Here is a 23,069-nt window from a genome sequence, read left to right on the forward strand (position 1 = left end):
AGGTGAATGGTGAGTAGTGAAAATATTAAAAAGGAGCGGGTATGACCGAAATAATGGATAGAATAAAAAATATAGCCATTGAAATAAGCAGTGCTATTAAAACACAGGATACCGGTAAAGCGGACACATGTAATATAAGCGGGGATGTTCAGGCAAAACTTGATGTAATAAGCGATGAAATTGTTGAAAAACATTTAGGCTGTGTTTCAAGTGTGGCACAGATAATAAGCGAAGAAAAAGAAGATGCCCTTACGTTAAATGAAAACGGTAAATATTTTGTTGCTTATGACCCGCTTGACGGGAGCAGTTTAATAGATGTCAATTTAAGTGTCGGAAGTATTTTCGGAATTTATAAAGGGGATTATGCAGGGGAAAATATTGTTGCTGCCGCATATGTTGTATACGGTCCGAGATTGGAGCTTGTTGTAGCCAGGGATACGGTGGAACTTTTCAGATTTAATGAAGAAAAAAAAGAATTTGAATATATAAAAGAATTAAGACTTTCTGAAAAGGGAAAAATATTGGGGCCCGGGGGCACTCAAAAATGCTGGTACCCGTATCATAAAAAAATGATTGATAATTTTTTTAAAGAAGGTTACAGACTCAGATATTCCGGAGGAATGGTGCCGGATTTACATCAGATTTTATTAAAAGGTGGAGGTCTTTTTGCTTATCCTGCCGCAACCGATAAACCGAAAGGCAAACTCAGAAAGCTTTTTGAAGTGTTTCCTTTTGCATATGTGTTTGAACGTGCGGGAGGCCTTGCAATAGACGGGGAAAATAATATTTTAACTCTGGGATATGAGCATTATCATGACACTACTTCCTGCTTTCTCGGAAGTAATTATGAAATAGAAAAAGTTTTAAATACTTATAAAGGAAAAAAATGAGCGACTGCAGTACATATTATTTAACAACGCCTATTTATTATGTAAACGATGTTCCGCATATAGGGCATGCGTATACGACTATAATCGCTGATTCCATTGCAAGATATGCAAGACTTAAGGGAATTGATACCTTTTTTTTAACGGGTACTGACGAGCATGGCCAAAAAATTGAGGAAGCCGCCAGAAAAAGAGGCAAGAGCCCAAAAGAATATGCAGATGAAATAAGTGCAAAATTTAAAAAGTTGTGGGATGAATTTGAAATAAGCTATGATAAATTTATTCGTACCACAGACCCCGGGCATATTAAAGGTGTTCAAAAAGCTTTTTTAACAATGTATGAAAACGGGGATATTTATAAAGATTATTATGAAGGGCATTATTGTGTGGGGTGTGAAAGTTTTGTGGCCCCTAGCCAGCTTGTTAATGATGAATTGTGCCCGGATTGCGGCAGGCCTACAAGAATTATAAAAGAAGAAAGTTATTTTTTCAGACTCTCTAAGTATCAGGATAAAATTCTAAACTGGCTGAAAACAAAAAAACCTATTTTGCCTGAAGCAAAAGCGAATGAAATTATAAGATTTGTCGAAGACGGTTTAAAAGACCTCTCCATTACAAGAACTTCCTTTGAATGGGGAATTAAACTTCCAAAAGAGATTAATGACCCAAAACATGTTGTTTATGTATGGCTTGATGCATTGTTTAATTACTTAACGGCACTTGGATACGGCAGCGGGGATGAAAGTTTGATGAAAAAATACTGGCCTGCAAAGCTTCATATAGTGGGAAAAGATATACTTAAATTTCATGCTGTTTACTGGCCGGCGTTTCTGATGAGTATAGGATACTCCCTTCCGAAAGTAATAGCTGCTCACGGATGGTGGACAAGAGACGGAGAAAAAATGAGCAAAAGTAAAGGAAATGTAATTAACCCCAAAGAAGTCGCCGATGCATACGGAATTGAAAATTTCAGATATTTTATGCTAAGAGAAGTGCCGTTCGGGGCAGACGGTGATTTTAGTGAAAAAGCGTTAATAGACAGAATCAATAACGACCTCGGAAATGATCTCGGAAATTTGCTAAATAGAATTATAGGAATGGCATATAAATATTTTGACGGGAAAATAACTTCCCAAAATGTCGAAAAATATTTTTCAGGGGAATTAAATGAAGCGAGAAATATACTCAAAGATTTGGAAAAAACATATTTGTGGAAAATGCAGATACATAAATTTTTAGAAGAGTTATGGAAAGTTTTAAGTATCGGAAATAAAGCAATAGATACATACAAACCTTGGGATTTGATGAAAACGGGAGAAAATGAAAAAGCAGGCGCACTTCTTGGGCTTATTGCCAATTTATTGGCGCTTGTGGCGGTAAATCTGCATGCATTTATGCCAAAAACCACTCAAAAAATTGCCTCAACACTCGGATTTGAAATAAATGAAAAAAGTTTTAAAGAAATAATGGACGGGAAATTGATTGGAGATTTTATTATAGAAAAAATTCCTCCACTTTTTCCTAAAATAGAAAAACCTTTAATGAAAAAATCTGAAATTAAGCAAAAACCCCAAAATTTGGTAACAATAGACGAATTTTTTAAAACCGAGCTAAGAATTGGAAAAGTTGTTCAGGCTGAAGAGGTTAAAAAATCCAAAAAACTGCTTAGGCTGGAAGTTGATTTGGGAGAAGGTAAACCCCGTCAGATTATTGCCGGAATTAAAGAATACTACACTCCAGAAGAGCTGATTGATACTTATGTGTGTGTTGTAAGTAATTTAAAACCTGTTAAACTTATGGGAATGATCAGTGAGGGAATGCTTCTCGGGGCTAAAGATGAAAACGGTTTTTCCCTTATCAGGCCTGAAAAACCTAAAAAAGTCGGAACGCAGATAAAATAGTGAAAATAGTGAAAACGGTGAATAGTGAAAGTAAAAATAAATGAAAATAGAAACATTAGTTAATTTAATAAAAGGGGAACTTCTAAACCGCCCCTTTATCAGTGAAGTTACTTCTTTTACTAAAAACCCCAAAGAGGTTTTAAGAGGAAGCTGCTTTTTTTCGAATAATTTTGATGATATACAAAAAGCTGTTAAAAACGGGGCTTATGCCATAGTAAGTGAAAAAGAATTTGAAATAATAGATAAAGAGATAGCCTGGATTTTAGTCTCTTCTATAAAAAAAGCCGTTTTTGACATATTCAAATATGAAAATATAAAAACTAAAATTTATTTTACTGATAAAATTACCGCCCATATTATAAAAAAAATGAATATAGATAAAAAAGTTGTGGTTTTGGAAAATGAAAAATCTTTTTTAACGGCACTTAATAAAAAAGAAAGTTTTTTAATAAGTTCTAATCCAGAATTTAAAAAAATTTTTACAAATATAGAAGAATTAAAATCTGTAAATATTAAGTTAGAGCAAATTTCTCTGTTTAAATCCAGATATAATCAGATAGAGATAAATCTGCCTTTTGTATATAAAAAAAATTTTGCAAAAGCGCTTAATTTTTTTGAAAATAAAGATTTAAAATATTCCCTTGATTTTGAACTGGAGAGGTTTAAACCCGTTTTTGTAAATAAATTTTTAGAAAAAGTAGAATATGGGCAAAGTGATAAAGTATTAATTTTAGGTATTGAAAATGATGAAAATTTTTTTAATGAACTAAATTATCTTATAGAAAACACTAAATATGCCAAAACTATAATTGTTGGCAAATATAATAAAAAAATTTTAAACGGATATTTTAATTTTGCAATGCTGGTGGATATGGAAATTGAATTGAAAACAAAAGAAAAAGAAAGGAAACTTTTTGATTAAAATAAAAAAAATAGAAAATCTCTGTTCCGGCAGGTTTTTATCTTTGAAAAAAGTTTTTTTTAAATATAAAAACAAAGACAGATTTTGGGAAGTCTGTGTGGGGAATAACAGCGTGGCAATACTTTTGTATCACAAAAGTTTTGATTCTTTTTTAATTGTTAAGCAGTTTAGAATGCCGGTTTTTTTAAAAAACGGTGATGGTTATACATATGAACTTTGTGCCGGATTAATAGATAAAGAAAAATCCCCCGTAGAAATTGCAAAAGAAGAGATTTTGGAAGAATGCGGATATGATGTGGATATAAAAAATATTAAAAAAATTACAGAATTTTACAGCAGTGTGGGAAGCAGCGGTTCCAAACAGATACTTTATTATGCCGTAATTGACGAAAATATGAAAATAAGTGAGGGCGGCGGAATAGATGATGAAGATATTGAGCCTGTTTTTATAAAAGTAGAAGATGCTGAAAAAATAATTTTTGATGATAAATTTACAACAACTCCTGGGCTTAAATTTGCCTTTCTTTGGTGGCTAATAAAAAATGAAAAATGAGCAAAAATGAGCAAAGCGAATTAAGCTCATCTGGCTATCAAAAGCGGCCATGATGAAAAATTATATATTGGTTTTTTAAAATTACTTGATTGACTTTAACTCAATTTTATTGTAAAATTATGTTAAAATAATGTTTTTTTCATTGTACATTGTACATTTTACTTTTATAAAGGAGGGGATATGGCAAAAAGTTTATACGAAATTTTAGGTGTCTCTGAAAGCGCCTCTCAGGATGAAATTAAAAAAGCGTATAGAAAACTGGCGCGAAAATATCATCCTGATATTTGTAAAAAGCCCGAATGTGAAGAAAAATTTAAAGAAATAAATACAGCTTATGAAATTTTGGGTGATGCCCAAAAAAGAAAGCAGTATGACGCAATGGGCGACAATATGTTTAACGGTCAAAACTTCCAGGATTTTTACAGACAGCATAAAGATGTCGATTTGGAAGAAATTCTTTCACAGATTTTCGGAGGAGGTTTTGGTGCAAGTCGAGGTTTTGGAGGCTTTGGCGGCTTTGGATTCGAAGGTTTCGGTGGAGGGTTTGAGCCGGATTTGGATGTTCATGCAAGAATTCAGATTCCTTTTGATTTAGCCATTAAAGGCGGTGTTTATACCATTAATTATAACGGAGAGGCTATAAAAGTAAAAATTCCCTCAGGACTTAAATCCGGGCAAAAACTAAGAATCAGGGGAAAGGGTAAATCTCATCAGGGTAAAAGAGGTGATTTGATTTTAGAAGTGGAAGTTACCCCAAATCCTAACTGGGAAAGAAAAGGTGACGATTTATATACAAAAGTTGAGGTTCCTTTAAAAACTATGATTTTTGGCGGAAAAGTGGGTGTAGATACATTTAAAGGGCATATTAATGTAAAAGTTCCCGAAAATTCCAAATGCTGTCAAAAATTAAGGGTTAAAGGTTATGGTGTGAATAACGGTAATTTATATATAGAACTTATTCCAAAACTGCCTAAAATTGAAGAACTGGACCCGGAACTTGCTAAAATGATGCAGGAAAAATTATAAAAGGAGGTGTAAAATGCACAGTTATGATGAACCGGTATATTTAATAAGTGTTGTCAGTAAAATGTTAAACATCCATCCGCAGACCCTTAGACAATATGAAAGGGAAGGTTTAATTAAACCTAACAGAACGGAAGGTAAAATGAGACTTTATTCTCAAAGAGACATAGACAGGTTGAAACTGATATTATCATTGGTCAGGGATTTGGGGGTTAATCTGGCCGGTGTTGAAATAGTGCTTCAGTTAAAAGAAGAGATAGAAGCCCTGCAAGAAGAAATGGAAGCATTAAAAAAAGCTCAGGGACAGATTCCGAGAAACAGAAGCGTTGTTATAAAAAAAGATACCTATCAGCTTATTTTGGTTCCCGATAAAGAGATTTAAAATATATTAAACGGCAGGGTTAACACTCTTTTAAACAGATTAAACGGATTAGGAAGAAGTGCTTTTCCTATATCTTTTGTGATTTTAGGATTGTATAAATCTCCTTTTATTATCATTTTAACTTCTATACTGCCGTCTTTGCCAAGTAGCAGATAACTTAACCCTTTTCCTATAACAGGTATTTTTTTAAGTTTTAATTTTAATTTTGCCTTAGTTTTTAAATTGATATAATTTTTATTGAAATCTATATATCCTTTTGAAAAAAAATCTATATTTTCCCCTTCAATATCTGATTTTTTGATATATAAAATTTTATTGAAAAGAAGATATTGGATATTTCCTTTTTTTATTTTATATCCTTTTGAAGAAAAACCGGGATTTGAAAGGGAAAGTATTGAAGGAATTGTGTTTAAAAAAGCCAATACATTGTTTAGTGCCTTTAATTTTGTAATTATTGCATTGTTTATATAAACATTTCCTATATAATAATCATCCGGGGATTTAACCAGCGTAAAATCAAGATTTATTTTTTTAAAAAAGTTAAATTTAGGTAAAAATGCCCCGAATTCCTCTTTTGAAAAATTTTTACCTTCCAATAAAAAATAACCGTTTTTTGTATAGCCTGTTAATTTTGAATTTTTATATGTTGAATTAAGCGAAACGGAATTGTTAATCTCTTTTAATGATGCTTTTTGGGAGAGAAACTTATGTGTTTTATATAAAATATTGGAATTTTTCAAATTAATTATTATATTTTTATTTTCAGTGTTTTTTTGATTAAAATTTTTATAATAAAATTTTTCCAAAGGGAAAAGATTTATATCTATATTTTTTAAGCTTAAAAACAAATCGTTATTATTCATAAAAAACTGTATGAAATTATTATAAAGTATAATTTTATTTTTGTTAAGTTCCAGATTTAACGTGATTTTATTAAAAGCGAATTTTGATAAATTGTTTTCCACGGGAAGGTTGCTGTGTCTGTAAAGAATAGCAAGTTTTGGTTTTATATAGGTTAAAGCTTTAATGTTTTTTGCAAAAGAGATAAATAATATACCGTTGTCAATCATATTTTTAAAAGGGGTGTAATGCAGTAACGGCTTTAAATTATTGATAATAATATTGTCTTTATCCAAATTTATATAAACATGAGAATTTTTTAAAAACAGCTCAAGTGAATTCAAATCCATTGTTGCTTCTTCTTTGAAATTCTTAACATCTAAAATAGGATAAACAACAAAATTGTTTATTACACCTTTTAATGTCAAAATAAGAGGTTCATAACTGATTTTGCCGACACCCGTAAAAAACAGATCAATTCCTCTCGCTATTTCCAAAAATGATTTTTTTATTTTAAAGGAGGTATAATCCGGCGTAACGGTTATATTGGCTTCTTGGGCCTGAAGGGGAAGAGAATCAAGCTTTAAAATAGGATTTTTAGAAATTACATCTATATTGAATGAAATGTTTTTATCAAACTTGACAATCCCTCTTATATTGTTTTCCCCTCCTGTCTGTTTTAGAGGAATAGATATATTTAATTCTTTTTTTAAAACATTGTTTATCTTGTTATTGAAATATTCTTTAGAGCTGAAAAGTGCATATTTTTTATTAAAATCTATTTTCAGATTATTAATTTTTACTCCGTTAAAAACGATTTTTTCGGAAGTGAAAGTTTTATTTGTAATATCGAATTTGTTATTTTCTATTTTAAAGTCAAAATTATCCGCTATACCTGAAATTATTTTGTTTAAAACTGTTTTTTTATCCCCTTTTATGCTTGAAGAAACCGCTTTTATTCTTTTTGAAACAAAATTTGTAGAATTTATATCATAAGAAATTTTATCACTGTTTTTTATAATGTATATTTTATTTAATAAAAAAGAAAAAACGCTGTTTTTAATATCTCCTTTTTGAATATTTATTAAAGCGGAGGTTTTATCAGGAATTTTTATTTGAATATTTTTTAAAGCTATTGATAAGTTTTTATAATCTGCTTTTAAAGCTTTGGATGTTATCTGTGTATAATAATTTAGAAAGTTTGTATTTATTTCGATATTATAGGCATAAATATTTTTTAATGTTTTAAACTTTTTAATATGCAGTTGTTTTATAGAAAACTGAAAATTTTCATTGTTTTGGGATATTGTTGAAGAATTGGTATCTATTGATATATTGTTATATTTTATTTTAGAATTTTTAATATAGGTTGTGGAAAAAATTTTATTTTTATTTAAATTTATACTTATTTTGGAATTTAAATCATTTAAAGAGATAATAAAATTTTTTTGTGTTATTAATAAATTATCGGAATTTAAAACAAGTTTTATTCTGTTTGATATCGGGTAAAGTTTACCTTTAAAATAGATTAATGAATTTTTATAATTAAAAAAACCTTTTATAAAAAAATATTTTAAATAATTTCTTAAACTCAGGTTTATATTTTTTATTTCAATATCGTTATATTTCAGTGAATAAACAACAATTTTTGATTTTGGAAATATGTTTTTTATATATGCTTTTAGGTTTAAATTATTGTATTTTATATTTAAAAAATGATTATTGTAAACAATGTTAAGATAAGGGGCGGAAATTTTCAGTTTTTTTATATATTTTAAAAATTTTACAAATCCGATAATTTTATATAATTTTATTTTTTCATTTTTAGGAATAGATGAAATGTCGATATTACTTTGAAGTCTGTTATGTTCTATTTTTAAAAAAATTTTTTTAATATGCATATTTTGAAAATTAATATTATATAATGTTATACCTTTGAATAAGGATATGAAGAATATGAATAAAAATAAAAAAATTGTAAGAATTGCAGCCTGGATTGAAGTTTTGATAATATTCATTATATTTACCCTTTTTTATCTGGCCCTGCCTTTACATTCCGATAGAGTTGTATATATTCCAAAAGGCAGTGTAAATCATACAATCGATTATTTAGAAAAAAATAATTTTAATACCGGAATAATAGATAAAATTATACTTTATCTTTTGGGTAAACCGCAAGCAGGCTGGATAGATTTAAAAAAAACAAAAATGAGTAAATTAGATTTTTTATATAAATTAACGACATCTAAAGCGGCTCTTGTAAAAATAACAATTATTCCCGGTGAAACAAATTATTTTATATTCAAACAGATAGAAAATAAACTGCATTTAAAAAATTTTTACTGTAATATTGACGAGGGCTTTTTAAAACCTGATACCTATTTTTTACCTATTGGGATGAGTCCTGAAAAGGTTTGTGATTATTTATATAATGTTTCTTTAACTTATCATAAACAGATTTCAGATAAAATTTTCGGAAAATTTGAATACAGCAAATATAAAAAATATTTGATTGTTGCGTCAATAATACAAAAAGAAGCCGCAAATGCAAATGAAATGAAATATATTTCCGCTGTAATATATAACAGGCTTTTTAAACATATGAAACTTCAAATGGACGGAGCATTAAATTACGGAAAATATTCTCATATGAAAGTTACCCCTGAAATGATTAAAAACGACAAATCTTCATTTAATACTTATAAATTTTACGGTCTTCCTAAAGTTGCTGTATGTATTCCTTCAACCGAGGCTGTGATTGCTGCAATTTTTCCTGCAAAAGTCAATTATCTTTATTTTGTAAAATGCGGAAAACACCATCTTTTTGCTACAAATTATAAAGCACATTTAAGGAATATCGGAAAATGCAAAAATAAATGAAAAATTAAAAAATGTAAAATGTAAAATTAACAAAAATTTTTCACTTTTCACTTTTCAGTTTAAACTTTGTTTGTTACTTAATGTTACAATGGTTTTTAAAACTGAATAAAAACTGTTACTTTTCGTATAAACTTGGTTAAAATTTAAAATAAAAAAAAGGAGAATATATGAAACCTACGATTGTATGGACAAAAGTTGACGAGGCCCCGTATCTTGCCACGTTTAGCCTGTTACCTATTGTTGAAGCATTTACCAAAGATGCAGATGTGAATATAAAGCTCAGAGACATATCACTGGCTGGCAGAATAATAGCGGAGTTTTCCGATATTTTACCTGATAACCTAAAGCAGTCTAACGATTTGGCTTATTTGGGAGAGCTTGTAAACAAACCGGAAGCGAATGTAATAAAACTGCCTAATATTTCAGCTTCGGTGGTTCAGCTTAAAAATGCCGTAAAAGAACTTCAATCACAAGGCTATCCTTTGCCTGATTATCCTGAAGAGCCTAAAGATGCCGAAGAAGAAAAAATTAAACTCAAATACGCTAAATGTATAGGGAGTAATGTAAATCCGGTATTAAGACAGGGGAATTCCGACAGAAGACTGGCCGAACCTGTAAAAGAATATGCAAGAAATCATCCTCACAGAATGAGGGATGTGAGTGAAAATTGCAAAAGTTATGTCGCCCATATGGATGATAATGATTTTTATCAAAACGAGCAAAGTTTTGTTTCACCTGAAAATCAAACGGTAAATATAATTTTTGAAGATAAAAAAGGGAATAAAAAATTATTAAAAGAACTTGAGTTAGAAAAAAATGAAATTTTAAGTTCAAGTTTTATAAACAGAAACTCTTTAAAAGATTTTTATGCCAAAACTATGAAAGAGGCAAAAGAAAAAGATATTTTGTTTTCACTTCATTTGAAAGCGACAATGATGAAAGTAAGCGATCCTGTTATGTTCGGGGATGCAATCAGGGTATATTATAAAGAACTTTTTGAAAAATTTGGGGAAGCTCTTGAAGAAATCGGATTTAACCCAAATAACGGATTAAGTGATTTGGAAGCAAAATTAAATAAACTTCCGGCTGATAAACAGGAAAGCATAAAAAAAGAAATAAACGAAATTTATGCAAAAAATCCGGAACTGTATATGGTTGATTCAGATAAGGGTATTACAAATTTACACAAACCAAACGATGTAATTATCGACGCTTCCATTCCGGCGGTTATAAAAAACGGACTTCAGGGATGGGGGCCTGAGGGTGAAACCAAAGATTTGGTTATCACAGTACCTGATAGAACATATGCAAGAATGTATAAAGAGATTGTAAAAGATTTGGTTGAAAAAGGACAGTTTGATCCTACAAAAGTAGGAACTGTGCAAAATGTTGGTCTTATGGCGAAAAAAGCGGAAGAATACGGAAGTCACGATAAAACATTTTATGCGCCTGATGACGGAAAAATTTATATAGAAGATGAAGGCGGCAACAAAGTAATGGAACATAAAGTCCAAAAAGGCGATATCTGGAGAGCATACAGCGCAAAAGACGATGCTGTTAAAGACTGGATAAAATTAGCTGTAAACAGGGCAAAAGAAAGCGGGTATCCTATTGTATTCTGGCTTGATTCCAACAGGGCTCACGAAGCCAATTTAATTAAAAAAGTTATTGAAGAACTACCAAAATATGATTTAAGCGATGTCGAATATTATTTAATGGCGCCTGAAAAAGCTATGAGATATACATTAAGAAGATTCAGGGCGGGGGAAAATACAATTTCAGTAACCGGAAATATTTTAAGAGATTATTTAACAGACCTTTTCCCTATTATAGAAGTCGGTACGAGTGCAAGAACACTTTCTATTGTTCCGCTTCTCGCAGGTGGAGGGCTTTATGAAACAGGTGCAGGGGGCAGTGCTCCTAAACATGTTGACCAGTTTATTAAAGAAGGCCATTTAAGATGGGACAGCCTTGGTGAATTTTTGGCTTTGGCAGAGAGTTTAAAACTTGCCAAAAAACAGGGCGGAAAAGAAGAAATTACAATAATTGCGAGTGCTTTAAACAGGGCTGTGGCAAGATATCTTGACGAAGACAGGACACCGAAAAGAAAAGTCGGAGAGCTTGATAACAAAGGAAGCCATTTTTATTTAGCTAAATTCTGGGCGGAAGAGCTTGCAAATTGCGGTAATAAAGTTTTAGAGGAAAAATTTGCACCTGTTGCGAAAGAATTGGCTAAAAATGAAGAGAAAATTCTTTCAGAAATTGCGGCAAATGAAGGTAATTCTTGTGAAATTGACGGATATTATCATCCAAATGAAGAAAAATTAGCTAATTGCATGAGACCTAGTAATACTTTTAATAAAATTATAGATGCACTCAGATAATCCCTTTTGGGATTTTTTTAAAGGAAAAAAATGACAAATAAAGTCTCAATTGTAGGTGCCGGGAATGTCGGAAGCATAGTCGGATATTCCCTTGCAATGCAAGGGCTTGCTCATGAAGTTATATTGGTTGACAGAGATACGGACAGGGCAAAAGGGAAGGCGCTTGACATGAGTCAGGCTGCAAGCGCTGTGAGAAGCCATTCCATTGTAAGGGCGGCTGAGAGTTATGAAGATGTAAAAGGAAGCAAAGTTGTTGTAATAACTGCCGGATTTCCGAGAAAGCCGGGAATGAGCCGGGAAGATTTACTTTTAAAAAATGCGGAAATTATGAAAGATGTTATCGATAATTTAAAAAGTGTTGCTCCGGATGCTATAATAATAGTTGTGTCCAATCCTCTTGACGCTATGACTTATACAGCCTTGAAAGTCGGTAATTTTAAAAGAAATCAGGTTTTGGGAATGGCCGGAATACTTGACAGTGCCAGAATGGCTTATTTTATTTATGAAAAATTAGGTTACGGTGCAGGACAGATAAGGGCAAGTGTAATAGGCGGACACGGGGATTTTATGGTTCCGCTTCCAAAATATTCCACTGTTGCAGGGGTCCCTCTCAGTGATTTGCTTTCTCAAAAAGAAATTGATGAGGTTGTCGAAAGAACAAAAAAAGCGGGAGCTGAAATAGTGGGATATTTAAAAACAGGAAGTGCTTATTTTGCACCAGGCAAATCAACGGCTATTATGGTTGAGGCAATACTTAAAGATTCCAAACAGATTTTTCCGTGTGCGGTTCTTCTGGAGGGTGAATACAACGTTAACGGTGTTGTTAACGGAGTGCCTGTAATGCTTGGAAGCAACGGAGCAGAAAAAGTAATTGAAGTTACACTAGATCCTTGTGAAAGAGAACTTTTCAGACGTTCAAGCGATACCGTAAAAGAAATGATAAATATATTAGATAAAGATTTTTTTAAGGAGAAAAAATGAGAGTAATAAAGTATGAGACAATAGTCAAATCAATAAGAGATACAATAATATATTCCACAACACATTTAGCACCTGATATGCTGGAAGCCCTAAAAAAAGCTTATGAAGAAGAAAAAAGTGAAGTAAGCAGGGCTGTTCTTGCCCAGATACTTGAAAATGCCGAAATTGCCAAAAATGAAACAAAACCTTTATGTCAGGATACCGGACTTGCCATTTATTTTGTAAAAGTGGGTGAAAATGTAAAGGTTGACGGCGGAACATTAAGAGAAGCTATTTATGAGGGAACTAAAAAAGGTTATGAAGAAGGGTATCTAAGAGCCAGTACATGTGATTGTTTTACAAGGGCAAATTTAAAAGATACAGTAGGTTATAACCTTCCTCCTATTATTTATTTTGACATTGTTCCAGGCGATAAAATCGACATTGAATTTGCCGCAAAAGGCGGAGGAAGCGAAAATGTAAGCCGTGCAACTGTTTTGGCACCTGCTGCCGGAAAAGAAGGAATAAAAGAATTTGTAAAAAAAGTTGTAAGCGATGCAGGTCCTAATCCATGTCCGCCTCTTGTTGTAGGCGTTGGAATAGGCGGAAGTTTTGATATGTCCGCTGTAATGAGTAAACATGCGTTATTTAGAAATATAGGAACTCCAAATCCAGACCCGGAATTAGATCAGCTTGAAAAAGAACTTAAAGTTGAACTTAATAAACTTGGAATCGGTGCTATGGGAATGGGAGGAACTGAAACTGTTCTTGCAGTTCATATAGAAACATATGAAAACAGAATGTGTCATATTGCATCACTTCCTGTGGCTGTAAATATTCAATGTCACTCATCAAGACATGCTCATATAATTATTTAAGGAGAAAAAAATGGCTGAATATAAATTAACTACTCCCCTTACGGATGAAGATGTAAGTAAATTAAAATCAGGCGATTTGGTTTATTTAAGCGGAACTATGTATACAGCAAGAGATGCGGCTCACAAAAAAATTGTTGATTTGATATTAAACGGGGAAGAACCCCCATTTGATGTAAAAGGTGCCGTTATTTATTACGTAGGGCCTACCCCTCCAAAACCGGGTGAACCTATTGGAAGTGCCGGTCCTACTACAAGTTATAGAATGGACCCTTACGCTCCTATTTTAATAGAACATGGTCTAAAGGGGATGATTGGTAAAGGAAAAAGAAATAAAGATGTAATAGATGCGTGTAAAAAATATAAAGCAGTATATTTCGGCGCTACAGGGGGTGCGGCGGCACTTATTGCAAAAGCCATTAAAAAAGCTGAAATTATCGCTTATCCTGAACTTGGACCTGAGGCCGTAAGAAGAATAGAAGTGGAAGATTTTCCTGTGGTTGTTATAAATGATATTTACGGAAATGATTTATATGAAGAAGGAAGAAAACTTTGGGAGCAAAAATAATTAATAAAGTAAATAACTGAAAGGAGAATAAATGAATATTCATGAATATCAGGCAAAAGAAATATTTAAAAAATACGGTGTTCCGACCCCAAGAGGGGGAGTTGCATTCAGCGGGCCTGAAGCCAAAAAAGTAGCTCAGGAACTCGGCGGAAATTTATGGGTTGTAAAAGCTCAGATTCACGCAGGCGGCAGGGGAAAAGCCGGTGGTGTGAAATTGGCAAAAAGTCTTGATGAAGTGGAAAAACTGGCTGAAGAGATGATTGGAATGACACTTGTAACCCATCAGACAGGGCCTGAAGGGAAAGTGGTAAAAAAAGTTTATATTGAAGAAGGTGCTGATATCAAGGCTGAATATTACCTTGGAATGGTACTTGATAGGGCTCTTGAAATGCCGGTTATGATGGCTTCAACAGAGGGCGGTATGGAAATAGAAGAAGTTGCAGCCAAAACACCTGAAAAGATTGTAAAAGTATCAATTGACCCGACAATCGGTTTTCAGGGATTTCATGCAAGAAAATTGGCTTTTGGACTAGGCCTTAATAAAGAAGAGCAAAAAGAATTTATAAAATTTGCAAAAGCTCTTTATAATGTTTATGTGGATAATGATGCCGAAATGATTGAAATTAACCCTCTTATTAAAACAGGGGATAATAAATTTTTAGCACTTGACGCAAAAATGGGATTTGACGATAACGCACTATACAGACATCCTGATATTGCTGAAATGAGAGATTTAGACGAAGAAGAACCGACTGAAATTGAAGCTAAGAAATACGGTCTAAGTTATATTAAACTTGACGGAAATGTCGGATGTATGGTAAACGGTGCAGGACTTGCAATGGCTACAATGGATATTATCAAACACGAAGGCGGGGAGCCTGCGAACTTCCTTGATGTTGGTGGTGGAGCAAATCCTGATACAGTTGCAAAAGGATTTGAAATTATTTTAAGCGATCCTAATGTAAAAAGTATTTTTGTAAATATTTTCGGTGGAATTGTAAGATGTGACAGAATTGCTAACGGAATACTTCAGGCAACTGAAAAGGTAGAAGTAAATGTACCGTTGGTTGTAAGGCTTGATGGAACAAATGCCGCTGAAGCAGCGGAAATTCTTAAAAATGCAAATATCAAAAATATTATTCCGGCAAGTGATTTGAAAGATGGAGCACAAAAAGCGGTTAAAGCAGCGAAAGGAGAGCTATAATGAGTATTTTAGTAAATAAAGATACAAAAGTAATAGTACAAGGTTTTACAGGAAAAGAAGGAACTTTCCATTCAGAACAATGTATGGCATATGGGACTAAAATAGTTGGCGGGGTTACTCCAAATAAAGGCGGTATGACTCATTTAGGAAAACCCGTATTTAATACTGTTGAAGATGCCCTAAAAGCTACAGGCGCTACTGTTAGTATGATTTTTGTTCCGCCTGCATTTGTTGCTGATGCCGTTATGGAAGCGGCTGACGGGGGAATTGAACTTGCTGTTATTATTACTGAAGGTGCTCCTGTAAAGGATATGATGATGGCTAAACATTATGCCCTAAAAAAAGGCATGAAAACAATAGGGCCAAACTGCCCGGGAATTGTGACGGCGGAAGAATGTAAAATAGGAATTATGCCAGCAAGCATTTTCAAAAAGGGAAATGTAGGGCTTATTTCCAAATCAGGTACCCTAACTTATGAAGCAAGTAATCAGGTTGTAAAAGCCGGATTTGGAATTACCACCGCCATCGGTATCGGGGGAGACCCTATTATCGGGCTAAGTTATAAAGAACTTTTACCGATGTTTGAAGAAGACCCTGAAACTGAGGCTATTGTAATGATTGGTGAAATCGGAGGCGATTTGGAAATTCAGGCAGCAAAACTTATTAAAGAAAAAATTACAAAACCTGTAATTGCATTTATTGCCGGACAAACGGCACCAAAAGGTAAAAGAATGGGGCACGCCGGTGCAATTATTAGCGGAAGTAAAGGAACCGCTGCTGAAAAAATGGCGGCACTTAAAGAAGCCGGAGCTTATGTAGTTGAATCTCCTGCAGATATCGGAGCTACCGTAGCCAAGGCTTTAAAAAACAGATAATAACTTTTTCCTTTTCTTTCTTTTTTATTTTATAATTTAGTGTTTGACACTTTTTATCTTATTTGTTGAAAATAAGAAAAAGAAAATTAATTTTTAGATTCTGTTTCTATTTTTTTTAAAAATTCAATCAATCCTTTAATAATATCTTTCGGAGTTGGGGGACATCCTGGGATATGATAATCTACCGGTAAATCAATTCCTTTTATAGCGTATGTTTTTTCAAAAACCCCCAAATCTTTGGCACAATCTCCCAGGGTTATTACCCATTTTGGATTTGGAACCTGATGATAAGCATCCCATACATGATGATACATATTCATGGTCATTACGCCGCTTACAAGTAAAACATCCGCATGTCTCGGGCTTGCAACAAAATGGATTCCAAGTCTTTCAAGGTCGTAATAAGGATTGCTTAAGGCGTTGCATTCGGCTTCGCATGCATTGCAGCTTCCACTATCTACCATTCTTATTGCAAGACTTCCTGCAAAAAGTTTTTTTATTTTATCTTTTAAATTTTTCCTAAGTTCTTCTAATTCTTTGTCAATCTCGATATTTTCTGTGACTATACCTGTTTTGAATCTTTCTTTCCAAAATCTTAACATTCAAATTCTCCTTAATTTTCCATTTTCCATTTTACATTATTCATTTAATTAAAGGTCATTTCCCGCATAACTTAAATCAAAACTTTTATTAATAAGTGGAAAATCTGCAATAATATCTTTATAAATACAAGTATGAAAAGCCTGCCAGTTTATATGAGAAGGGTCTCTTACATAAAATCTGTCTATTAAACCGTCTTTTATATACATATACATAAAAAGCTCGCCTATGCTGCTTTCTGTAAATGAGTAATATTCACCGTCTTTAAAAGATTTAAATTCTATTTTTTTATTTTCATTGTTTATTTTACAGTTTCTTATTATTTCAATTGAATTTTTAATTTCTTTAATTCTAAGTAAAAATCTGTCACTGACTTCACCTTTTTTGCCAAGCTGAATTTCAAATCCATGTGTTTTATACCATTCATTATCTCTTCTGTCTAGTTTAATTCCGCTGCTTCTTGCCCCAACACCTACAACATCGTATTTTACGGCTTTTTCTTTAGTTAAGGTCCCTGTGGTGTCAAATCTGTCCCAAAGGGAAGGAATGTCAATTATCCAGTTTTCAAAGAAGTTCATTTTTTCTTCTAAATAATCTAAAAATTCAAATACAGGTTTAAAATCATAATCCATTTCTTCATTTATTGCACCAAATCCGAATCTGTGATTTGTAACTTTTGCCAAAACTCTTCTTGCATCTTCTGTTAATTGGCTCATAAACGCCAAAGCCGGAGAAAAACCCGCATCGTTTGGAATGAAACCCAAATCGTTTAAATGATTGATTATTCTTTCCATTTCTAATAAAATAGCCGTTTTTCTTTTATAAATTTCGCTTTGTTCAATTTCAGACGCCTGGTGTAAAATATCAAAAAAACAGATTTGATAAGCTATTGATTCATTACCGCTTATTCTTTCAACTATTTTTTTTATTTCAAGAGGTGTTTTGTTTTCACACATTTTTTCAATTGCCCTGTATTTATAAAAATGTCTTACTTCAATGTGCAGCATATCCTCACCTGCCTGTGAAAACTGAAAATGTCCCGGTTCTATAATTCCTGCGTGAATAGGACCGACAGGTACATAAAATACGCCTTCACCTTTTACCTCTTCATATTGATACGGTTTAAATTCACTGAATTCTATATTTTTTTGTGTAAAATCTTTTCTCATAGGATATATATTTTTTGGAAATCTTTCATGCTTAACTAAATATCTTTCATCAAAACTGTCTTCAAAATTTATTCCAAATTCATCTCTTATTTTTCTTTCCATCCATATTGCTGCTGGATATATGTCTGTAATGGTTTTTATAGACGGGTTCTTTTTATCAATCTGTGTTTTTTTTATTTCCCCCTCAAAAATATCAATAATTTCAAATTTTTCTGTATTTTCCCTGGCAAATCTTGCTATCAGTCTCATTTTACAATTCCTTCAAGGTAATTAAATGTGTTTGGTAAAATTAAAACAGATAAAGCGATTATAAACCATATAAGCATTAAATATTCGCTTTTTTTAACATCCCCTTTTTTACCATAGCTGTATACTCCTTCTTGAAATATATTAACAAATTTGTAAAAAATAACACTTAAAAATACTAAAATTAGGAAAATGGTAAATATCATCAATCCGAAATACTCGGAATTTTTTGCTAAATCAATCATTGATTTAAATCCGAAAATTTCGCTGAAAAACATTGGACTGGGAGGCAGGGAAATAATTCCAAGCAGTAATGCGGAAATTAATATTTTACCCATAACAGGAATATTCAAGCTGCCTTTAAATCTGAATTTTCCATTTTGTTCTATTACAGCGCCGCTTAAAAACAGAGCCGGTTTAAAAAATGCATGGGCTGCAAAATGAAGTAAAGCCGCAAAATATCCACCGCTGACCCAAAATATTGATATTAGAGTCATATGTTCTATACCGGAAAGGGAAAACAGTCTTATATAATCTTTGCTTCTGTAAATTAAAAAACTTACTATAAAAAGAGTAAAAAGGGCATAAATGTATGTAAAAGCGATTAAATGAGAATAATTAACCTCCATTGCAATTTTAGAAAATCTGAAAAATCCTAAAATAATGGCACTTTCAAGTATTCCGCTAAAAAGCGCCCCTACCGGGTAAATAGAGTGTCTTTCAATATCCGCAAGCCATAAATTCATAGGAAAAAATCCCATTTTAATAAACATTCCGGTTGCCACAATTGCAAAACCTAATTCAAAAAGAAACGGTTTAAGGCTTTTGGTGTGTGCCTCAAGAATATAAAAGTTCATAGCGTTTTCGCCTAAATTTGCTTTTCCGGATGCATATATCAAAATAATTCCGAATAATATTAAAGCAATAGCGATTGCACCTACAATTAAATATTTCCAGGCCTCATTATGTGCCTCTTTTGAAGGTATGATTTTTATCATATAAACAGTTGAAAGAGTGGCAAACTCAAGTCCTATCCAAAAAAGTCCCATATTGTTTGCTAAAATTGAAATAATTACCCCGAGCCAGAATATTCCGTAAAATCTGTAAAATTTTTTATATTCATCTTCACTGAGGTTTATTCTATCTTTCAGTGAGATAGCTCCGATGCTTATTCCTATGGAAACAATTGATGAAACTAAAATTACAAAAGCGTTTAAATTATCCACAAAAAACAGGGTGTTTGTAAAATGATTATTGAAAATGTAAATAGCCGGGAAAATAATACTTAAAGCTATCAGACTCATAGCAATTCTGTTTATTTTGAAAAAACTTAAAATAAAAATTGCTATCGGCGGTAAAAATATAAATTCCATTTATTCTCCTTGATATTTCAAAAGTAAATTTATAATAATAATAAACATTAATAAATCAACAAAAATACCAAGTTCAACAAGCATTGGCATTCCTTCGGTGGCTGAAACCCCTAAAAGAAACAGGGCGTTTTCAACATTTAAAAATCCTATTATTTTTGCTGCGATATTTTTATGTTCTATAATTAAAAGTGTTGCAATAAAAAGAGATGCTATTGATATTGCTATACAATTTTTATGTATTTCAAAATTATTTATAACAGGTGTAATTAAATAATATGTGAAAACCAAAAGAAGCGGAATAATAATTATTTGATAATAAATAGGGATTTTTGGATAAATTTTTCTGGGAATGGAAAATTTTTGGGTAAGATATTTCATTATTATAGGAATGAAAAGCGATTTAATTAAAATAGTAAGAGTTCCTGTAATCAAAAGGGCTTTATCGTTTATTTCCAAACCTATATTTAATGCAATAAGTCCCAGGAATAAAGAATTTAAACCATACCATAAAAACAGTGTATAAAGCCTTGTAGTAATAGCCTCTATAATTAAAACAGCTATAAAAAAGCCTATTAAAACGTTTGTCATTTTATGCTCCTAAAATATAATAAGTTGTTAAAGACAAAAATCCGAAAATTATCGCAACTGCAAGTAAATTAGGTACTTTAAAAAGCCTGAGTTTTGTTGTGTTGACTTCAACCAAAGCTACCATTACGGCAATTAACAAAAGTTTTATAATAAAAATACCGAGAGCCAAACACCAGCATAAATTGCTTCCAAAAGGCATAAAAAGTGTTGCAAAAAGCGAGGCAAAAATTCCAAATTTCAAACTTCCCGCGAGTTCTATTAAAGCCAAATTAGCCCCGCTTGCATCAAGTATCATGGCTTCGTGAACCATTGTAAGCTCAAGATGGGTTTCGGGATTGTCAACCGGAATTCTGCCGTTTTCAGCTATCAACAAAATAAAAAAACTTATTGCGGAAAGTATAAAGCTGGCACTGTAAATAATAGGAAAATGATTTGAAAGAGATACAGCCGCTTTTGAAATTGAAATATTTCCCCCCATTAAAGAAACAGCAAAAATGGTAAGAATCATTGCAGGTTCGACCATGGCGGAAATAAAAGCTTCCCTGCTTGAGCCTATTCCTCCAAAACTGCTTGCACTGTCAAGTCCTAAAAGCATAAGAAAGAATGTAGATAAACTCATAAGCCCTGTGATTGTAAATGCGTCCATAAATGAAATATAAAAACTTTTGTTATAAATAGGGGGCAGTAAAAACAAAACAATAATCAAAGGGGAAATTATTAAAAAAGGCGCCATTTTTGAAATAAGACTTGTTTCTTTTGAATATATTACCTCTTTTTTAAAAAGTTTGGTTATATCAATATAAGATTGAAAAGGTGAAAGGGGCTTTTTAAACAAAAGAAACATTTTTATTGATTTAATCATACCAGTTAAAAAAGGGGAAACTAAAGCTATAAAAATTATACTCAAAAAATAATCAATCATTTTCTGTCTCCTAAAAGTAATATTTTGATAAAAATAGCTATAACAGTTATTTCAAGCAATATTTCGCCCCAGGAAACCTGATGATAAAAAACCCTGTAAGAAAAAAGAACTAAAATCAAAAGATTAAAAATTAAAGCGACATATTTTGTTTTTTCGAAATGCGAAATTTTATATACATAGTAACTGATAATATTGGCTAATTTTACATTTCCGTCATATAAACTTTTTTCAAAAAGAGGTTTTACATGCACTTCATAAAAAGAATATGTAAATTTAGTTTTATGTCCTAAAATAGTTTCTTTTACCCTATGCTCTTTTGGTCTATACAGCCATGTGAAAAATTTTCTGATTGGTCCGGCAAATCCTACTGATGAATACTGGTTGGTTTTATTAACTTCGTATCCGCATCCCCAGGTGTGATATGTTCTTGTTTTTATATTTAACGATTTATATATTAAATAAATAACTGCAGTTACGATTATTAAGGCAAAAAACAGTATCAGAGGAGATACGCTTCCACCATTGGAATTTACACTGTGCATTATCCAGATATCCGGAAAGATTTTATTATAAATATTTAAAACAGGTGTTGAAATATTTATAAATTTAATAACAAAAGGGGCGAAAAGCATTAAAGAAATTACAACTATACCCATTAAAATCTGTCCTATTTGCATTAAAATATTTACCTCTTTTGCGTTTTTTGCGTTTTCGCTTCTGTAGAGTCCTAAAAATGCAATACCGAATGCTTTTACAAAACATGCAATTGCAAGACCTCCGGTAAGGGCAAGGGCAAAAATAGAAAATGGAAAGGCAAGTTTTAAAGCAATGTTGCTTATTCCGCTTGAACTTAACATGCTTTGAAATGTCATCCATTCACTCAAAAATCCGTTTGTAGGGGGAAGAGCTGATATGGAAACGGCGGCGAGTAAAAAACTAAAAGCGGTTATCGGCATATTTTTAATAAGTCCGCCGTATTGTTCAAGATTTTTGGTGTGAGTTTCATATAATACGCTTCCCGCACTCATAAAAAGAAGTGATTTAAAACTCATATGGTTAAATGTATGATAAATCGCAGCAATAAAAGCAAAAGCACTTAAAATGGGCATATTTAAAGTATTAAATATCATACCTACGCCTATACCTATTAATATTATTCCAATATTTTCTACCGAATGGTTTGCAAGAAGAGCTTTTATATCATGTTCGCTAAGAGCATACAATACCCCTATGAGCGCGCTCAATGTCCCTATTATCAATATAATAATTCCCCATTCTATAGGCCATGAAGGAATCATAAATAAAAATTTTAAAAATGCAAAAATTGCAACTTTTAGCATAACTCCGCTCATTAAGGCTGAAACGGGAGAAGGGGCTGCCGGATGGGCATACGGAAGCCATACATGAAGAGGCACTGCTCCGGCTTTGCTTAAAAAGCCCAGAGACATTAAAATAAATAGAAGAGTCGGATATTTGAAATTGGCCATATTTAATTTTAAAAAGCTAAAAGGCATAAATAAATTTTGCGGCGAAACAAGCAGGAAAAACAGTAATATAAACACAAAACCGAAATGTGTCATAAAAAAGTAAAATCTGGCGGCTTTTAAGTTTTTTCCCTCCGGTTCGGTTAAAATCAGCTGCCATGAACTCAGACTCATAAGTTCCCAGAAAAATAAAAATACAACTATATTATTACTTAATACTACGCCAATCATTGAAATAATAAATGTAAAATAATGCAATAAAAAATGGAATTTTCTTTCAATATGGCTTAAATATCCAGCCATGTAAAACAGATTGGGCAACGCACCTAAAAAAATTAAAAATAAAAACAATACAGAAAAAGAATTAAATTCGAACATCTATTTCGCCTTTAAGATAATTTGGGAAAGTTTCAGTGAAATTATACTACCAATA

20 protein-coding genes are annotated in these 23,069 nt (G+C 32.2%); 13 read left to right on the plus strand and 7 right to left on the minus strand.

Annotated elements, in window-relative coordinates; translation table 11 throughout:
* Positions 1-41 precede the first annotated feature (41 nt).
* The 6 genes from DZ65_RS0106890 (at position 42) to DZ65_RS0106915 (ending at position 5,668) form a co-directional block, all read left to right on the plus strand.
* A complete protein-coding gene (locus tag DZ65_RS0106890; protein ID WP_024787908.1) occupies positions 42-890 on the plus strand; it encodes a class 1 fructose-bisphosphatase in 849 nt (282 codons plus the stop codon).
* Entirely contained in the window at positions 887-2,788 is a 1,902-nt protein-coding gene (metG, locus tag DZ65_RS0106895; RefSeq protein ID WP_024791430.1) for a methionine--tRNA ligase, read from the plus strand. Before DZ65_RS0106890 ends, metG begins: the two co-directional genes overlap by 4 nt.
* 40 nt (positions 2,789-2,828) lie before the next feature.
* Positions 2,829-3,710 carry a hypothetical protein gene (locus DZ65_RS0106900; RefSeq protein WP_024791431.1) on the plus strand — a complete coding sequence of 294 codons (882 nt, stop codon included), beginning with the start codon at positions 2,829-2,831 and terminating at the stop codon, positions 3,708-3,710.
* A complete protein-coding gene (locus DZ65_RS0106905) occupies positions 3,703-4,263 on the plus strand; it encodes an NUDIX hydrolase (protein ID WP_024791432.1) in 561 nt (186 codons plus the stop codon). Before DZ65_RS0106900 ends, DZ65_RS0106905 begins: the two co-directional genes overlap by 8 nt.
* A 180-nt stretch (positions 4,264-4,443) precedes the next feature.
* The gene (locus DZ65_RS11425; protein ID WP_024791433.1) at positions 4,444-5,289 is read left to right on the plus strand and encodes a DnaJ family protein; all 846 of its coding nucleotides are present in this window, start codon (positions 4,444-4,446) and stop codon (positions 5,287-5,289) included.
* 13 nt (positions 5,290-5,302) lie between these two features.
* Positions 5,303-5,668 carry a heat shock protein transcriptional repressor HspR gene (locus DZ65_RS0106915; protein WP_024787913.1) on the plus strand — a complete coding sequence of 122 codons (366 nt, stop codon included), beginning with the start codon at positions 5,303-5,305 and terminating at the stop codon, positions 5,666-5,668.
* On the opposite strand, the gene DZ65_RS0106920 is transcribed toward DZ65_RS0106915, so the two are convergent.
* Positions 5,665-8,526 carry an AsmA-like C-terminal domain-containing protein gene (locus DZ65_RS0106920; RefSeq protein ID WP_024790932.1) on the minus strand — a complete coding sequence of 954 codons (2,862 nt, stop codon included), beginning with the start codon at positions 8,524-8,526 and terminating at the stop codon, positions 5,665-5,667. The genes DZ65_RS0106915 and DZ65_RS0106920 overlap by 4 nt on opposite strands.
* Between DZ65_RS0106920 and mltG the strand changes: the two genes are divergently transcribed.
* The 7 genes from mltG to sucD all read left to right on the plus strand — a co-directional run bounded on the left by mltG (position 8,465) and on the right by sucD (position 16,254).
* Complete coding sequence (gene mltG / locus DZ65_RS0106925; protein WP_051428199.1) at positions 8,465-9,388, plus strand: endolytic transglycosylase MltG; 924 nt, start codon at positions 8,465-8,467, stop codon at positions 9,386-9,388. The genes DZ65_RS0106920 and mltG overlap by 62 nt on opposite strands.
* A 167-nt stretch (positions 9,389-9,555) precedes the next feature.
* Entirely contained in the window at positions 9,556-11,772 is a 2,217-nt protein-coding gene (locus DZ65_RS0106930; RefSeq protein ID WP_024787917.1) for an NADP-dependent isocitrate dehydrogenase, read from the plus strand.
* Between the two features lie 30 nt (positions 11,773-11,802).
* On the plus strand, positions 11,803-12,753 hold the full coding sequence (locus DZ65_RS0106935) for a malate dehydrogenase (protein ID WP_024787918.1): 951 nt from the start codon (positions 11,803-11,805) through the stop codon (positions 12,751-12,753).
* On the plus strand, positions 12,750-13,610 hold the full coding sequence (locus DZ65_RS0106940; RefSeq protein WP_024787919.1) for a fumarate hydratase: 861 nt from the start codon (positions 12,750-12,752) through the stop codon (positions 13,608-13,610). Before DZ65_RS0106935 ends, DZ65_RS0106940 begins: the two co-directional genes overlap by 4 nt.
* Before the next feature lie 10 nt (positions 13,611-13,620).
* The gene (locus DZ65_RS0106945) at positions 13,621-14,175 is read left to right on the plus strand and encodes a Fe-S-containing hydro-lyase (RefSeq protein ID WP_024787920.1); all 555 of its coding nucleotides are present in this window, start codon (positions 13,621-13,623) and stop codon (positions 14,173-14,175) included.
* 31 nt (positions 14,176-14,206) lie between these two features.
* Positions 14,207-15,379: an ADP-forming succinate--CoA ligase subunit beta gene (sucC, locus tag DZ65_RS0106950; RefSeq protein ID WP_024787921.1), complete on the plus strand. Its 1,173-nt coding sequence runs from the start codon at positions 14,207-14,209 to the stop codon at positions 15,377-15,379.
* Positions 15,379-16,254: a succinate--CoA ligase subunit alpha gene (sucD, locus tag DZ65_RS0106955; RefSeq protein ID WP_024790933.1), complete on the plus strand. Its 876-nt coding sequence runs from the start codon at positions 15,379-15,381 to the stop codon at positions 16,252-16,254. The genes sucC and sucD overlap by 1 nt, the downstream gene beginning before the upstream one ends.
* An 86-nt stretch (positions 16,255-16,340) precedes the next feature.
* Here the strand turns inward: sucD and DZ65_RS0106960 are convergent, their stop codons facing one another.
* Genes DZ65_RS0106960 through DZ65_RS0106985 form a run of 6 tightly spaced genes read right to left on the minus strand, consistent with a single transcriptional unit; the run spans position 16,341 to position 23,014 of the window.
* Entirely contained in the window at positions 16,341-16,856 is a 516-nt protein-coding gene (locus DZ65_RS0106960; protein ID WP_024790934.1) for an NADH-quinone oxidoreductase subunit B family protein, read from the minus strand.
* A 48-nt stretch (positions 16,857-16,904) separates the two neighbouring features.
* Positions 16,905-18,272, minus strand: a complete 1,368-nt coding sequence (locus DZ65_RS0106965) for an NADH-quinone oxidoreductase subunit C (RefSeq protein WP_024787924.1) — start codon at positions 18,270-18,272, stop codon at positions 16,905-16,907.
* Positions 18,269-19,642, minus strand: a complete 1,374-nt coding sequence (locus DZ65_RS0106970) for a proton-conducting transporter membrane subunit (RefSeq protein ID WP_024787925.1) — start codon at positions 19,640-19,642, stop codon at positions 18,269-18,271. Before DZ65_RS0106970 ends, DZ65_RS0106965 begins: the two co-directional genes overlap by 4 nt.
* Entirely contained in the window at positions 19,643-20,230 is a 588-nt protein-coding gene (locus DZ65_RS0106975; protein ID WP_024787926.1) for a hydrogenase, read from the minus strand.
* A 1-nt stretch (position 20,231) separates the two neighbouring features.
* The gene (locus DZ65_RS0106980; RefSeq protein WP_024790935.1) at positions 20,232-21,152 is read right to left on the minus strand and encodes a respiratory chain complex I subunit 1 family protein; all 921 of its coding nucleotides are present in this window, start codon (positions 21,150-21,152) and stop codon (positions 20,232-20,234) included.
* Positions 21,149-23,014, minus strand: coding sequence for a proton-conducting transporter membrane subunit (locus tag DZ65_RS0106985; protein ID WP_024790936.1), 1,866 nt, complete (start codon positions 23,012-23,014; stop codon positions 21,149-21,151). Before DZ65_RS0106985 ends, DZ65_RS0106980 begins: the two co-directional genes overlap by 4 nt.
* Positions 23,015-23,069: the final 55 nt, after the last annotated feature.

Origin of the sequence: Lebetimonas sp. JS032, from assembly GCF_000523315.1 — a bacterium.
In the GTDB taxonomy this organism is placed as follows: Bacteria; Campylobacterota; Campylobacteria; order Campylobacterales; family Nautiliaceae; genus Lebetimonas.

Coding starts and splice junctions, on each gene's coding strand:
- DZ65_RS0106890 (WP_024787908.1), top strand. CDS start 42: ATGACCGAAATAATGGATAGAATAAAAAATATAGCCATTGAAATAAGC.
- metG (WP_024791430.1), top strand. CDS start 887: ATGAGCGACTGCAGTACATATTATTTAACAACGCCTATTTATTATGTA.
- DZ65_RS0106900 (WP_024791431.1), top strand. CDS start 2,829: ATGAAAATAGAAACATTAGTTAATTTAATAAAAGGGGAACTTCTAAAC.
- DZ65_RS11425 (WP_024791433.1), top strand. CDS start 4,444: ATGGCAAAAAGTTTATACGAAATTTTAGGTGTCTCTGAAAGCGCCTCT.
- DZ65_RS0106915 (WP_024787913.1), top strand. CDS start 5,303: ATGCACAGTTATGATGAACCGGTATATTTAATAAGTGTTGTCAGTAAA.
- mltG (WP_051428199.1), top strand. CDS start 8,465: ATGAATAAAAATAAAAAAATTGTAAGAATTGCAGCCTGGATTGAAGTT.
- DZ65_RS0106920 (WP_024790932.1), bottom strand. CDS start 8,526: ATGAATATTATCAAAACTTCAATCCAGGCTGCAATTCTTACAATTTTT.
- DZ65_RS0106930 (WP_024787917.1), top strand. CDS start 9,556: ATGAAACCTACGATTGTATGGACAAAAGTTGACGAGGCCCCGTATCTT.
- DZ65_RS0106935 (WP_024787918.1), top strand. CDS start 11,803: ATGACAAATAAAGTCTCAATTGTAGGTGCCGGGAATGTCGGAAGCATA.
- DZ65_RS0106940 (WP_024787919.1), top strand. CDS start 12,750: ATGAGAGTAATAAAGTATGAGACAATAGTCAAATCAATAAGAGATACA.
- DZ65_RS0106945 (WP_024787920.1), top strand. CDS start 13,621: ATGGCTGAATATAAATTAACTACTCCCCTTACGGATGAAGATGTAAGT.
- sucC (WP_024787921.1), top strand. CDS start 14,207: ATGAATATTCATGAATATCAGGCAAAAGAAATATTTAAAAAATACGGT.
- sucD (WP_024790933.1), top strand. CDS start 15,379: ATGAGTATTTTAGTAAATAAAGATACAAAAGTAATAGTACAAGGTTTT.
- DZ65_RS0106960 (WP_024790934.1), bottom strand. CDS start 16,856: ATGTTAAGATTTTGGAAAGAAAGATTCAAAACAGGTATAGTCACAGAA.
- DZ65_RS0106965 (WP_024787924.1), bottom strand. CDS start 18,272: ATGAGACTGATAGCAAGATTTGCCAGGGAAAATACAGAAAAATTTGAA.
- DZ65_RS0106970 (WP_024787925.1), bottom strand. CDS start 19,642: ATGGAATTTATATTTTTACCGCCGATAGCAATTTTTATTTTAAGTTTT.
- DZ65_RS0106975 (WP_024787926.1), bottom strand. CDS start 20,230: ATGACAAACGTTTTAATAGGCTTTTTTATAGCTGTTTTAATTATAGAG.
- DZ65_RS0106980 (WP_024790935.1), bottom strand. CDS start 21,152: ATGATTGATTATTTTTTGAGTATAATTTTTATAGCTTTAGTTTCCCCT.
- DZ65_RS0106985 (WP_024790936.1), bottom strand. CDS start 23,014: ATGTTCGAATTTAATTCTTTTTCTGTATTGTTTTTATTTTTAATTTTT.